Here is a 13,811-nt window from a genome sequence, read left to right as displayed (position 1 = left end):
GCTTTTAATAGTGTGCTTTGCTTTTAGTAACGCTTTAAAGGTTTAGTTTTACTTGCTGGCGCTATTTTGCTGACTGATAAAACTTCAGTAAGCTTGCCGTTGAACAATCATGTTGCTCAGAGATATTGTTAGTTTCTAATTCGTCTTGAATTTCTGCCGCTAGCCCCTTACCAAGCTCGACCCCCCATTGATCAAATGAACATATTTGCAAGATGATACCTTGTACAAAAATCTTATGTTCATAAGCGGCAATTAAGCTACCAAGGTTTCTAGGATTGATACATTTTAATAAAATGGTATTGGTCGGTCTATTACCCTTATGGACTTTATGTGGTGCTACTTTATCGATGTAATCTTGAGTACGACCTTTAGCTTTAAGATCAGCACGGACTTGCTCTTCATTAACACCCGTCATTAACGCTTGGGTTTGGGCAAAGAAGTTTGACATCAGCGTTTCATGATGTCCTTTTACCGGCGTTACACTTTTTACCGAGCCAATAAAGTCAGCGGGCACGACATTATTACTTTGATGTAGATACTGATAAAAAGCATGCTGGCCATTAATGCCAAGCTCTCCCCAAATAGAGGGCACAGTGGCATAGTCTACTTCATCACCATCCCAAGTCACCGACTTACCATTACTTTCCATTTCAGCTTGTTGTAAATAAGCGGTCAGCATATGCAATGTTTGATCGTAGGGTAGAATAGCTTGTGACTGTGAGCCAAGGAATGTGGTATTCCAAACGCTGATCAAGGCTAAAATAGCAGGGAAATTATCTTTTAATGGCGCGTTGATAAAGTGCTGATCCATATCATAGGCACCGCTGAGTAACTCTTTAAATTTATCAAAGCCTAAATCAAGAGCGATGGCAAGACCAATAGCCGACCATAATGAGAAGCGACCACCAACCCAGTCCCACATATCAAAAATATTTTTCTCTTCAATACCAAAACTCATGGCATTTTCTTTATTTGCTGTTACGGCGACAAAGTGTTTAGCAACCGAGTTTTCGTCAAAAGACGCGCTGGTTAACCAATTAATAGCAGTACGAGCATTGGTCATGGTTTCTTTGGTGGTAAAGGTTTTACTTGAAACAATAAAAAGTACTTTTTCAGGCTCTAGTGGACGTAGTACTTCAACAATTTGCGCACCATCGACATTAGAAACATAGTGAACATTAACACTACCATCACTATACTGTTTTAATGCTTCGGTAACCATTTGAGGGCCAAGATTTGAACCACCAACACCTATATTTACAATATCGGTAATACGCTTACCAGAGTAACCTAACCATCGACCTTGACGGACCTTATTAACAAAAACCTCCATCTCGCCGAGCTGTTTTTGCACCTGATCGGTGACATTTTCACCATCAACAATAAGAGGTTTATCATGTGGACGGCGTAACGCGGTATGAAGTACCGCGCGATCTTCAGTTTGATTGATTTTCTCACCAGCAAACATCTTCGCGCGCCAATCACAAACTTTTGTCTCTTCGGCTAAAGCAAGTAATGCAGTCATGGTTTCACTATCAATAAGGTTTTTAGAGTAGTCGAGCAGCATGTTGGGTAATTCAATAGAGAACTTATTAAAACGTTCACTGTCTTGTGCAAACAAGGTATTCATGTGCTGAGATTTTTTATCTTTGGCAAGTTGCTGAAGCTTTTTCCAGCTAGCTAATGCTTGACGAGATGACATACAAGTTCCTATAAGATGATTTAGACACGATTATCGACTTTGCCACAAGTTTCAACTGAGTGTTTACTCGATTTAATCATTATGACTTGCAAAAATTTCATGATACCCTATAAAAAAATGACAGCGCTGTCAATTGTTAATACTCTACAGAATACTGTAAAAGCAGGTAGATTACCACCGAACAGCCATGTAATAATAACAAAGCATCTGGTAGAACCAGTCAATTTATAATAATAACAGCAAGGTTACCTGCAAATGAAAGCGACAATAAATGACGTAGCAAAACGTGCCGGCGTATCAATAAAAACGGTTTCTCGTGTTATTAATAATGAAACTTCAGTACGCCAATTGACACGAGAGAAAGTACAGTTGGCTGTTGATGAACTTAGCTATCAACCAAACTTATCTGCTCGTAATTTAGCAGGAGCAAAATCCTACTCAATTGCCTATATATATGATAATCCCAATGCCTATTACATTATTGATATGCAGAAGGGCATCTTATCAGCCTGCAAACAACATGGTTTTGAGTTATTAATTCACCCTTGTGATGCAAAAGATAAAGATGTTAGCAAAGAGGTAGTAAACATGGTCAAGCATGCGCGTATTGCTGGCTTAATTTTAACACCGCCTTTATCTGAAATGCCTGACTTTGTAAAATCGCTAGTAGAGCTTGATGTTAAAGTTGTCCGTATCCTCTCTGGTGATGTTGCCCCTGATGATCTTAGCCCTTGTGTTATGGTCAATGATAGAGATGCTGCGCAAACGATGACCCAACACCTTATTGATTTAGGCCATAAAGATATTGCCTTTCTAGCCGGTGACGCGGAACATATGTCGACTATAGAACGCTATAAAGGCTATCGGCGAGCACTAAAAGCCAGCAATATTGAGTTTAATAAAACCCTTGTTATTGAAGGTGATTACTCGTTTGATTCTGGTGTCAATGGTGCGAAAGAATTAATGTCTAAGCAAACGGCTAATACCCGCCCTACTGCCATATTTTCGTGTAACGATGAAATTGCCGCGGGGGCATTATTTGCCGCAAGATTAATGAATATCTCTATTCCAGAACAATTATCTATTGTTGGTTTTGAAAACAGTCCCTTTTCCCGCCAAACTTGGCCTAAATTAACTACCGCTGATCAGCCAAATAAACAAATTGCCGAAGATGCGGCAAAGTTACTTATTAGTCAAATTCGTAAGCAAAAAAATCCGATCACTATAAGTCAATATGTACCAAAAATTATCGTCAGAGATTCTACCGCTAGGTGTTAAATAGCTGACTTGTTTTAGGCTTTATTCGACGTGTTTTAGCCGATAAGTTAGTTTTAAGGTAGGGAATTCAGCAAATAAAAGATCTTTATGCTGTTAACTCTGCTGGCTATGCTTAAATTGAAAATACAGATTAGGCTGATTGTCGCCCGTAGCAATGCTCACCTAGTGAATGTTATTGATTTAATTGCTTGAAAAGTGTTAGTCAGAGAAACGTGCACACGCTTTATTTGATGTTAAATGAATCATCTATCTTTTTCATTTTAGCTAAATGATTTAAGTGTGCTCTTCTTGCGGCAAAAATAAAGATACCGACAACAACAGTAATTGAGAGAACTAATACCAGAGGTTCTTGTGACAGAGATTTACTAAGCCATTCCATGGTTTACTTTCCTTAGTGTCTTTATATACTGATAAGTTAGCGAGCAACTGGCTCTATATTAGCGCCAGTGACATTGCTGAGATATTATACTAGCGAGTAATCAATCCACCTTATGATATTTAGCATATATGTTCAAGTTTATTAGTACATTACAAAAAATAAAAAGTTATTCTTCAAAATACGTGCCCCAACCATCGTAGTCGACTTTACATTTTTTTGCCAACTCAAACATAACTTTAGTTTCTGTTTTAATTAAATCAACATCCAGCATCTGCTCAGTAACTATATCAAAAGCAAAGACCTTATCACCATTTTCTAATTCGGCTTCTTCCGGGTCTTCAATTTCCAAGCCGAGCTTAAATGCCGCAATGGCTGTCTTCTCTAGCAAATCAAAATCGCTACTGGCAAAATGGTGCTCTATGGTGTGGTAAACCTCGTCGTTAGTACCATCTGCAAGTAGCTCACCAACAAGTACTTCGGTATGTTTAAGCCAGTGCTGTAATTCTTCATCTATCATTTTAATACCTATTTATATTGACTCGTAAAATTCCCCATTAATACCCGCGTTATTTATTATGATAAGCCGCGGCTTCAGCAGATAATTGTTCAATTTTATTTTTCATTAATTCATGGACCTGATGCACCGTTTTTCGTAAATTTTCACGACCAGTATTTTCAATATACAGCGGTTCAAGGAACTCAATAATGATTTTACCATTATCCCAGCGGTTTAACTGAATAGTGCCATGTTGGTTACTGGCACAAACAGGTACAATAGGGACACCAGCCCGCATGGCCGTACGAAAAGCGCCCGTTTTAAGCGGTAATAAACCTCGACCACGACTGCGGGTTCCCTCGGGAAACATCCATATCGAAAGTTTATCATTTTTTATTTTATTTGCTGTTAACTCTATGGTATTCATAGCTTTATTTGTATTATTACGGTCAATTAAAATATTACCGGTTAACCAATACATTTGTCCGAAAAAAGGAATCCACTTGAGACTTTTTTTACCAACACTGACAGTACCAGGTAACACCGCATTGGCATGAGTAAAAAGATCATAACTATTTTGATGATTTGCCAGCCAAACCACAGGGCCAATATTTTTAACTGATTCAGGGATTCTAACTTCCACTTCAACACCCATTAGTTTAGGGATTTTCCCTAAAAAACGTGCCGTATGATAGACATTATCACGATGAAATGGACGAATTAAACAGTAAAAAATAGAGATGATGCAAATAAACATCAAGGCTAAAATTATTAAAATAAAACGGATTACAGCTAGCAAAAAAAGCTCCCATATTGGTAGCTAGGAAAAGACTATGGGCGAGTATACAGAAAAATCAAATAATAGGGTAAAGCTATTAGCTATTTAAGCTAAAAATGGTTCTTGAGCTAATAATAGTCAAATAATAAGGGTGGTAACACCCCTACTATTGCACACCATTTAGCCGCTGAAAAAAATACAACTAAGAGGATAGATTATTAAACATATAACCTTGCCCCCAAACCGTTTCGATTTGATTCTTCTTCATACCAGCCAAAGTCAATTTTTCACGCAATTGCGACATCCTGACATCAAGCGTACGCTCAACCCCGTTGTATACCCGCCTAAGCAAGGTGTTATAGAGCTGATCTCGCGATAAAATTTTACCTTGATGTTCAAGTAGTACTTTCAATAACTTGAATTCAAAGGTAGTTAATTTCACCAGTGCACCGTTGATAAAGCATTTTTGAGATTTTGGCTGTAAACAGACATCTCCCACAGTTAAACTAGCTAAGGCAACCTGGTTGCTTTTATTATTTTGCCGACTAAATAACGCCGCTATGCGCAACATTAAAATACGATTATTCATCGGTTTAACTAAGTAATCATCAGCACCTAAAGTAAAAGCATCAATTTGTTCTTGTTCACTATTTTTACTGGAAACCACCACTAACAGACCGTCAAATAGCGCACGAATATCACGAATTAGCAGCAGTTTTACACTATCGGCAAAACCTACATCTAAGACAATCATATTGGGTTGATTATCAACTAAATAACGTGGCAATTCTTTGCTAACTACCTCACCAGTACTAACCTTTATCGTTTGATAGCCAAGGTTAGTACCATGAATTGCAAAAGCTTCGCTTAGGTATTGCTCATTTTCAATCAACAATAATTGTTGTGAACTTTGCTCATTCTGGTTAGTTTCAAGTGGTGTTGTATTTTCAACAAGCTCTATACTTGATGGCATGACAGACTCCTTAAAATTAAACGACTTAGATTTGATAACTAAAGTATAAAATCAAAGTCGATAGGAGACTGTAATAGCTTGTAAAGGAGCTGTAACAACTTGCAGCGCTGGTAAGATATTGAAGGTTAATTACTTTTGCTAAAAAATAAAAAATCATGAGGTTTAACACTTACCGATACTTGTTGCTTTAATGACAGCACCCTATCACTGTATAAACTTAATTTGCTAAAAGACAATGCCTTGTCAGTCACTGCACTGTCTAGGCTACTTAAGTAATAATGGTAACCTTGCTCGGTCACACTGATGTAGTCAACTTGTGCATTGGCCAGATGATCCCCTGCGACTACCGTATTGAGTAATAGCTGTGCTGGTTTTACCAATAAATAAGCCAACTTATGCTGCTCAAGGCACTTTTTATCGAGAGCAAGTCGACCCAGTAAACTCTGTGCCCCCGTAGCATCAAGATGACACGGTAACCAACTGCCAAGCTGAAGAAAGTCAGCAACTTGATAGCTATTAGGTTGTTGACAAATAACGCTTGGCGTATCAAATTGAAGTAACTTACCTTGTGCCATCACCGCCATTTTATCGGCAAAAGTAAAAACTTCATCTTTATTATGGGTAACAAAGATAGCTGTCATATCAAATTGCTTTAATAGCTGTCTTATTTCCACCATTAATTCATTTCTAAGGCGCGCATCTATATTGGAAAATGGCTCATCAAGCAAGAGTAATTTAGGTTTTGGCGCCAGCGCACGGGCAATAGCGACACGTTGTTGTTGACCACCAGAAAGTTGATGAATATAACTATCACTATATTCTTTTAGCTTTAAAATAGTGAGTAACTGATCAATTTGTTGATTTTGCTGTGCTTTGCTTAATTTACTAATACCAAAGGCGATATTCTCGTGTACCGTTAAGTGGGGAAAAAGGGCATAATCTTGGAAGATCATGCCTACTTGACGATTTTCCGCTGGTACGCAACAGTTATCATCACTGAGTAACAGTTCATCAATAACTATTTTGCCCTGACTTGGCTTATTAAAACCAGCGATGGCATTGAGCAAGGTAGTTTTTCCGCAACCACTTGCGCCAACAAGTCCTAAAATATCACCTTTATTTAAGCTAAGATCTAGCTCAGATAAAACAACATTGTCTTGTAATGTTATCGAAAGTTGTTGGATAGTTAACAACGCCGTCATACTTTTTCCTTGCTCTTATTTAGTAGCACTATCGGTAATAAACCAAACAACACAATCATGATTGCCCCTAAGGCACCTTGCTCTAGCATTTCATCCGAAATAAGCTGATAAATTTGACTACTTAAGGTTTCAAAATTAAAAGGCCGCAATAATAATACCGCGGGTAGTTCTTTCATCGCCTCAACAAAAACTAATAACCATGCCACCAGTATGGCGGGGGTTAAAATAGGTAAGTGTACCCTAGTTAAGCTGCCCGTTAAATTAACCCCTAATGATGCCGGAGCATAATCGAGTGATTGTGGAATTTGTTTAATAGCACTGACAATAGTGCCATTGGCTATGGCAGAAAAACGTACTACTAGTGCAAATATAATGGCAAATATTGAACCGGATAAAATTAAGCCTGGTGGGGAAAAACCCAAGAGCTCTGCTAGATCATTTAGCCAATGATCTAATGGCCCTAAGGTCGACAACATCGCCATGGCAAGTACTGTACCCGGTACGGCATAGCCAAACCCTGATATATGATGAGGTATATGACGAAACTTGTCACTATGTAAGCGCTGATATAAACCTAATGATAAAGCAATAAGTACCGCAACTGTCGCGGCAATGACTGATATTTTCAATGAATTAATACCGGTAGATATTAACACCGATAATTGTGCAACATCACTGTATTGCACCGCCATAACGATCAATAAACTAATAGGTAGTAAGAAGCCAAAAATAACCAGTGCCCAGCAAAAAATACTGCCGATAACTTGCTGGCTAAAAGATAATTGTATTAACTCTCGGCTTAAATTAGGTCGAGCGCTTTGATGGCGTAATCCTGCTCTACTGCGTTGTTCGGCTAATACCACAAACAGCACTAATAGCATCAAGACACTTGCTAGCGCATTGGCCGCGCCAAGATCACCATAACCAAGCCAAGTATCGTATATCGCTGTCGTTAAGGTATTAACGGCAAAGTATTGCACCGTAGCAAAATCAGCTAAGGTTTCCATCAACACTAGGCTAGCGGCAACCGCAATAGCAGGTCTAGCTAAGGGTAAAGCAACTTTAAAGAAACTCTGCTTTGCCGTTAAGCCCAATAATCGACTGGCGCGAATTAAGTTTTGATCTTGCTGCTCAAAAGCGCCTCGAGTCAGCATATAAATATAAGGGAATAGTACCAAGGCTAGCATTAACGCAGCGCCAGGTAAGGTACGTATATCAAAAAACCAATAGTCATTGGGCGATTGCCAACCAAACCAAGAGCGCAGGCTACGCTGTACCGGACCAGCGTAATCGAATAAATCGGTATAAAGATAAGCTACTAAATAGGCTGGCATCGCTAAAGGTAGCAGTAATAACCAGCGTAACTGCTTTTTAAAAACGATATTGGTTTGGGTAATGAGTGCGGCACTGAATACACCAAAGATTAACGCCAACATCACCACCCCAAAGGCGAGTAATAAAGTATTTTCAAGATACGTTGGCAGTACCGTTTGCCATAAATGGGCAAATAATTGCGTTGAAGCACTAATACCGCCGACTAGCATAACCAGCACTGGTACCATAAGTACCAGGGCAATTAAATAGCTAGAAAACTTCCATGTTTTACTATTATTCAGTGCTATCACAAATCAAACTGTGCTTGATCTAATAACTTTAATGCCACTTTACGATTTTTTGCTATCTCTTCTAGCGGTAAGCTATCAGCTTTATAGCTGCCCCATGAGGCAACAAGTTCAGAAACAGCCACATCCGTTCGAACTGGGTATTCCATATTCATTTCTGCATATAGCTGTTGCGCAGGTTTAGACACTAAAAACTCCATTAAGGCTTGGGCATTTTTTGCATTCGGTGCATATTTAGCCATAGCAATGCCGGAAATATTTATATGAGCACCACGATTTTTTTGATTAGGGAAGTTAATATAGACCCCTTCAGCCCACACTTTTTGTTTGTCATCTTTTAGCATTTTGCCAAAGTAGTAACTATTACCTAAGGATATATCACAAAGGTTTTGATGAATAGCTTGTACTTGACCACGGTCACTGCCCTGTGGTTTACGCGCTAAGTTATTTTTAAACTTTTTTAACCAATCTAAAGTATAAGCTTCGCCATGTTCACTGATCATCGAAGCAACTAAAGCGACAGTGTAAGGGTGTTTACCACTACGAGTACAAATACGACCTTTATATTTTTCGTCCGCTAAGTCTTCATAATTTATATCAATTTTACCTAAACGTTTCGATGAATATATATTACGAACACGAATAGTTAAGGCAAACCACGTATTATCTTCTGCTTGATATTGCTTGGGGATAGCACTAGTTAATATCGAAGAATTAACCGCTTGCACTAAGCCTTTATCACGTAATTCAATCAAACGACTAATATCTGTGGTAAGTAAGATATCTGCTGGACTATATTTACCTTCACGCGCTAAACGTTCAGCCATGCCTTTTTTGGCGAAGACCACATTAACTTTGATACCGGTTTTTTCAGTAAACTTATCGAACAAAGGTTCAACAAGAAAAGGCTGACGGTATGAATAAACATTAACCTCTTCGCTAGCATTAGCGATAAAACCTGTCATAGAAAAAAATACAAAAAATAAGGTTATCAACATCTTTTTAAACATATAAATAGTCTCGGTAAAATAGTATCCGCGAATTGTACAAGGACAGCAAAGGCTGTCAAGGCATTTGAGAATTATTCTCATTAAGATTTGTAACAGATCATTATTTCTTTACTTACTTAACTTAACCCCACGGCAGCACTTATCAATAACCAAGCAGCAAAAAACAATTTCAACTTAATTGCCGATAAATGTGTCACTAACGTTTTAGCAAAAATACCACCTAATACGGCACCAGGGCCAGCAAATAAAACCACTTGCCAATAAACATCGTTATGAACTTGGGCAATTGCCGTCCAAACACTAATGGCGGAAACGATAACCGCTGCGGCTACCGCCATGCTGATATCAAAGTGGCGTAATAGCAGATAAATAACTAATAACTCACCCACACCAACACTTAACCAAGCCGTTACGGCGCCGCCAAATAAACCAATGAGCACAAGAGCAATATAATCTAGATAGTATAACTGACTACGCTCGCGGTGCGGTTGCAGTAAATAAATAGTTAAGATAATGAAAAAGCCGAGTACTAATGAAAACCAACTAAAGCTGGTATGCAAAGATGCTGGAGAGCTTACTTGCCAATAAAACACCACATTTAAGCCAATAATTGCGGCAATGGTGGTGACAAAAATGATACGTTTAAAGCCCTGCCATAAACGTAAGTCAGTTTTTTCTGTTTTATAATGATGCCACCAAGTGACAGCACCTGCGGTCATGCCAAAACATTGAATGGCAAAGCTGGTCGCTATTGCTTGCTGTTCAGAAAAGTTAAGTTTAGCAAACATGGGAATAAAAACCACACCACCGCCAGCTCCGGTTGAGTTAGCAAAAATAGCCCCTAAGGTACCTAAAAAGGTAAATAAGACATAGTCCAGCAGCTCGTTCATGGCATGGTTAGAGCTTAACAGTAAGCTGGCCCATAAGACGATAAAGAGGCCAATAAACTTGGGGTTTGATAAGCGCATAAATGCTGGTTTGGCCATAACTATCCCGAGTTAACTTAACTTAGCTGACTTAACTTAAGCAACAACTGGGTTTTTCTGGCTGATAAAGGCAATAGCCTCATCGGATAAGCAACTTTTAGAAATATAACTCTTACTGGCAATATTTTTGCCCATTGCCGTTTTACCCAAACTAAAAAAAACAACAAAACCTAGCTCAGTTTCAGTGACGATAGTAACATCGGTCCATAAAATGCGATTATTTATATGAAATGACTCGGTCAGTATGCCTTGCTCATCAATAGTAAGCTTCACTTCACTGCCAGAGGCCTTACTAAACATCTGCCTCATCACCCACCAAGGTTTATGATAATAAACACCCAAGGTTTCTATAATACCTAAGACAATGACAAACCAAGCAGCATAAGGGTTAACCGGGGTAAATAACAAAATAATCAAACCAAAAACAGTTAGAATATTCGCTTTAAAATAGGTTTTTTTATTATGTGTCAAAGTACTAGATTGGCTATAACATTCAGTATAGTGCGCTTTATCTAGGGTAAAGCTGGTAGAAAAGGAGCTTGTTTGCATCGTTGCAGGTTGAGTCATTAAATTTACAGACATTAAAGTCGGTTCACAAAGAAAGTTAGCGCTAGTTTATCAGAAGACCTGCTAAAACGAGTAACTAATTGTCTCTATATTTACAAAGAAATAGCGGGCAGTGTCTATGGCATAAAATACTATTTCATACTAGTTTAACGGTACTTGATCATGGTTAAACACATATTAAGATGATCAATAAAGCTACATACTTGTTGAAAGTCTTGCGTGGCTATCTTTTGCTTTGGCGTAAGTAATTGCAAACAGATGACCCCTATAGCTTTACCCGCTATTTTTACGGGTACAAAAGCTATGGCACCATGAGTAATCAAATCACTGATCTGTTGAGTAATTAAATCACGCCAACGAACTTCTTGATGATCATTAATCAGCGCAGCGGTATCCGTACTGATCACCCTAGCAATAACATTATCACTGTTTTTTAGATCAATATTGATTTTACCGGCTTCGCTTTGGCCATTGTTGTTAACCACCAAGCGAGACTTAACACTAGCTCTCTCATCAACCAGCAATAAGAAAGAGCTACGATCAAAAGCAAAGGTAAAAGCAATGTTCTCTAGCGCTAACTGTAGGTATTCATTAAGATCTTTACTTGTCTTCATCAAGTTAGTTAGCTTGATAAAGCCTGCTAATAAGGCTTTATCTTTACTAGCAGGCTCCGCAGTACTAGCAATATCGCTCTGGGCTTCGAAATCTTTACTAGCAGGTAAGCTTTTAATTAACGGAATTAAAATTTCTGCACCATAAGATGACAGTAACTTATCGGCTTGCTCACGGGTATGGTCAACTCTCACCGTTAACTGCCTTACCGAAATATTCATAATATCAGCTATATCGGCCAGTAAGCGTTGATAGTCTGCGCTACTACCTTCTGGCTTGGCAATAATAGCGCTCAATTTATCGGCAAAATAAATAATTTTCACCTCATCGGTACGATTGGTGGGCTGATCCAAGGCCTTGATTAATAAATCACTCAAGTTCCACGTACTGGCAAGGCCTTTACTTAATTCAGTAAAGCTGGTGCCCATTTCTTGTTGACAATATTGCTTAAAATCTTGGCTTGATTTTGCCTGATAATTTGCTAGTTTTTTGGCAACGTCACCGCCAGCACTCCAAAAAGCGCTTTCGCCAATACGATATAACATCGCAGCTAGGTATACTTCTTCTTGCACTTCATCACTGTAAGTAGGCACCATCATTTTAGCTAACATACCCGCGTAAAATGAATTAGCCATCAGCTGAGTTAATTTTTCATAGACATTAATATCAAGGGTCTTGGTGGCCAGTAAACTAGAAACTAATTTTACCGTTAAACAGATATTTTTAACCGTTTGAATACCTAATACCACAGTAGCCCGAGATACTGTGGTGACTTTATTAATACTGATGTGCTGAATATTATTGGCAACTTTAAGCAAGCATGAAGATAACCCTTGATCATGCAAGATAGCTTCACTTAATTTAGGCAATGACGATTTATCATCGTTGGCAAATTTATCCAACATCTTCGCGGTAGAAGTAATAGCCGGTAGCTCACTATTAGCGATAAGCTCAATCCATTGTTCCGTTGTTTGTAAACCTCTATAGTTCATAACATTTTCTCAACGATTATCTTTACTATGCATAAACTAACTATGCGATCAATAAGCGGATATGTCTAAATTTTTAACACAATAAAACGATTATTTATGTTTAGAAAAACACTGATAGCTAGATATATATATATATCTATCAACAGACAGTATTAGTAATTGACAGCGCTGTCATTTTTCAATAGGGTGATAGTATATTTATCATATTATAAATTTTATCGCTTACACTATAAGCGTACAGTGCACTTTTATTTAATTTCATTTTTCTAAGGAAAAAACATGCAAGTTATTATTTTTGATAATGCACAACAAGTTGCCATAAGTGCAGCAGAATGGGTTGCAGAGCTAATCAATAAAAAATCAAACCCTGTTATAGGTTTGGCAACAGGCAGCACACCTATTAGCCTTTATCAAGAATTGGTTAATAAATATAAAGCTGGTGAGCTAAGTTTTAGCAATACCACCAGTTTCAATTTGGATGAATACTTAGGTATTGATGAAAAAAATGCACAAAGTTACCGATATTTTATGAATGAGCACTTGTTTAACCATGTTGATATCGATAAAACCAAGACCTTTTTACCTATTTGTAACCAGGGTGAAAACCCAAGAGTACAAGGCTTAGCATACGAAGATAAAATTGCCCAAGCAGGCGGTATCGATCTACAAATATTAGGCATAGGTGCAAATGGCCATATTGGTTTTAATGAGCCAACGTCAAGTTTAGCCTCTCGGACACGCATTAAAACACTTACTCAACAAACCCTTGATGATAACAGTCGTTTATTTTCTGCTAATGAATTTCAACCTACGTTAGCCATGACCATGGGTATTGCCACTATTCTCGATGCTAGGTATGTACTTCTTATGGCAACAGGTAAAAACAAAGCCAAGGCAGTAAACGATATGGTAACCGGTGCCTTATCGGCAGTTTGTCCGGCATCGTCTTTACAGCTACATGAAAATGCCATTGTCTTACTTGATAAAGCAGCGGCTAGTGAATTGGCAGATCAAGAGTATTATCTGTGGGCCGATAAACAAAACGGTAAGATAAACCAAGAGTTTGGCTTGTATCATAATTACTAATAAACAATTACTAAAAATATAATTACTAATAAACAACTACTAAAAGCATAATTTAGTTGCATTTAAGCAAGTATTCCTTGTTAAAACCAAGCTAAATATTAGCTAATATCGGTAAAGAAAAACAAAAA

At 38.1% G+C, this 13,811-nt stretch carries 13 protein-coding genes; 2 read left to right on the top strand and 11 right to left on the bottom strand.

The features are described 5' to 3' along the window. Window positions 1-61 precede the first annotated feature (61 nt). Window positions 62-1,702, bottom strand: coding sequence for a glucose-6-phosphate isomerase (gene pgi, locus CMT41_RS03895; protein ID WP_057179879.1), 1,641 nt, complete (start codon window positions 1,700-1,702; stop codon window positions 62-64). A gap of 255 nt (window positions 1,703-1,957) precedes the next feature. On the opposite strand from pgi, the gene CMT41_RS03890 reads away from it, so the two are divergent. Continuing rightward, window positions 1,958-2,980: a LacI family DNA-binding transcriptional regulator gene (locus tag CMT41_RS03890; protein ID WP_058026417.1), complete on the top strand. Its 1,023-nt coding sequence runs from the start codon at window positions 1,958-1,960 to the stop codon at window positions 2,978-2,980. 223 nt (window positions 2,981-3,203) lie between these two features. Here the strand turns inward: CMT41_RS03890 and CMT41_RS19325 are convergent, their stop codons facing one another. The 10 genes from CMT41_RS19325 to CMT41_RS03845 all read right to left on the bottom strand — a co-directional run bounded on the left by CMT41_RS19325 (window position 3,204) and on the right by CMT41_RS03845 (window position 12,597). Further along, window positions 3,204-3,359, bottom strand: a complete 156-nt coding sequence (locus CMT41_RS19325; protein WP_197410250.1) for a hypothetical protein — start codon at window positions 3,357-3,359, stop codon at window positions 3,204-3,206. A gap of 166 nt (window positions 3,360-3,525) precedes the next feature. After that, on the bottom strand, window positions 3,526-3,876 hold the full coding sequence (gene rraB / locus CMT41_RS03885) for a ribonuclease E inhibitor RraB (RefSeq protein WP_057179877.1): 351 nt from the start codon (window positions 3,874-3,876) through the stop codon (window positions 3,526-3,528). A 49-nt stretch (window positions 3,877-3,925) separates the two neighbouring features. Then, complete coding sequence (locus CMT41_RS03880; RefSeq protein ID WP_057179876.1) at window positions 3,926-4,654, bottom strand: 1-acylglycerol-3-phosphate O-acyltransferase; 729 nt, start codon at window positions 4,652-4,654, stop codon at window positions 3,926-3,928. Window positions 4,655-4,835: 181 nt separating this feature from the next. Continuing rightward, window positions 4,836-5,606, bottom strand: coding sequence for a response regulator transcription factor (locus CMT41_RS03875; protein WP_058026416.1), 771 nt, complete (start codon window positions 5,604-5,606; stop codon window positions 4,836-4,838). Window positions 5,607-5,731: 125 nt separating this feature from the next. Next, complete coding sequence (locus CMT41_RS03870) at window positions 5,732-6,808, bottom strand: ABC transporter ATP-binding protein (RefSeq protein ID WP_058026415.1); 1,077 nt, start codon at window positions 6,806-6,808, stop codon at window positions 5,732-5,734. Further along, window positions 6,805-8,433 carry an ABC transporter permease gene (locus CMT41_RS03865; RefSeq protein WP_082606419.1) on the bottom strand — a complete coding sequence of 543 codons (1,629 nt, stop codon included), beginning with the start codon at window positions 8,431-8,433 and terminating at the stop codon, window positions 6,805-6,807. The genes CMT41_RS03870 and CMT41_RS03865 overlap by 4 nt, the downstream gene beginning before the upstream one ends. Continuing rightward, complete coding sequence (locus tag CMT41_RS03860; protein WP_057179873.1) at window positions 8,430-9,440, bottom strand: extracellular solute-binding protein; 1,011 nt, start codon at window positions 9,438-9,440, stop codon at window positions 8,430-8,432. The genes CMT41_RS03865 and CMT41_RS03860 overlap by 4 nt, the downstream gene beginning before the upstream one ends. Window positions 9,441-9,556: 116 nt before the next feature. Beyond that, on the bottom strand, window positions 9,557-10,426 hold the full coding sequence (locus CMT41_RS03855; RefSeq protein WP_057179872.1) for a sulfite exporter TauE/SafE family protein: 870 nt from the start codon (window positions 10,424-10,426) through the stop codon (window positions 9,557-9,559). A 36-nt stretch (window positions 10,427-10,462) separates the two neighbouring features. Continuing rightward, window positions 10,463-11,008 carry a YcxB family protein gene (locus CMT41_RS03850; RefSeq protein ID WP_438819291.1) on the bottom strand — a complete coding sequence of 182 codons (546 nt, stop codon included), beginning with the start codon at window positions 11,006-11,008 and terminating at the stop codon, window positions 10,463-10,465. Window positions 11,009-11,139: 131 nt separating this feature from the next. Next, on the bottom strand, window positions 11,140-12,597 hold the full coding sequence (locus CMT41_RS03845) for an HDOD domain-containing protein (protein WP_058026414.1): 1,458 nt from the start codon (window positions 12,595-12,597) through the stop codon (window positions 11,140-11,142). 279 nt (window positions 12,598-12,876) lie between these two features. Between CMT41_RS03845 and nagB the strand changes: the two genes are divergently transcribed. After that, window positions 12,877-13,683: a glucosamine-6-phosphate deaminase gene (gene nagB, locus CMT41_RS03840; protein ID WP_057179870.1), complete on the top strand. Its 807-nt coding sequence runs from the start codon at window positions 12,877-12,879 to the stop codon at window positions 13,681-13,683. The last annotated feature ends 128 nt before the right edge of the window (window positions 13,684-13,811 follow it).

This window comes from Colwellia sp. MT41, assembly GCF_001444365.1.
Taxonomy (GTDB): Bacteria; Pseudomonadota; Gammaproteobacteria; order Enterobacterales; family Alteromonadaceae; genus Colwellia; species Colwellia marinimaniae.
This window is presented reverse-complemented; position numbering and strand designations above follow the sequence as displayed.

Bases quoted from the DNA above. Each gene is read 5' to 3' on its own strand.
- CMT41_RS03860 (WP_057179873.1), bottom strand. From the start codon at position 9,440: ATGTTTAAAAAGATGTTGATAACCTTATTTTTTGTATTTTTTTCTATG.
- nagB (WP_057179870.1), top strand. From the start codon at position 12,877: ATGCAAGTTATTATTTTTGATAATGCACAACAAGTTGCCATAAGTGCA.
- CMT41_RS03845 (WP_058026414.1), bottom strand. From the start codon at position 12,597: ATGAACTATAGAGGTTTACAAACAACGGAACAATGGATTGAGCTTATC.
- CMT41_RS03870 (WP_058026415.1), bottom strand. From the start codon at position 6,808: ATGACGGCGTTGTTAACTATCCAACAACTTTCGATAACATTACAAGAC.
- CMT41_RS03875 (WP_058026416.1), bottom strand. From the start codon at position 5,606: ATGCCATCAAGTATAGAGCTTGTTGAAAATACAACACCACTTGAAACT.
- pgi (WP_057179879.1), bottom strand. From the start codon at position 1,702: ATGTCATCTCGTCAAGCATTAGCTAGCTGGAAAAAGCTTCAGCAACTT.
- CMT41_RS03850 (WP_438819291.1), bottom strand. From the start codon at position 11,008: ATGTCTGTAAATTTAATGACTCAACCTGCAACGATGCAAACAAGCTCC.
- rraB (WP_057179877.1), bottom strand. From the start codon at position 3,876: ATGATAGATGAAGAATTACAGCACTGGCTTAAACATACCGAAGTACTT.
- CMT41_RS03855 (WP_057179872.1), bottom strand. From the start codon at position 10,426: ATGGCCAAACCAGCATTTATGCGCTTATCAAACCCCAAGTTTATTGGC.
- CMT41_RS19325 (WP_197410250.1), bottom strand. From the start codon at position 3,359: ATGGAATGGCTTAGTAAATCTCTGTCACAAGAACCTCTGGTATTAGTT.
- CMT41_RS03890 (WP_058026417.1), top strand. From the start codon at position 1,958: ATGAAAGCGACAATAAATGACGTAGCAAAACGTGCCGGCGTATCAATA.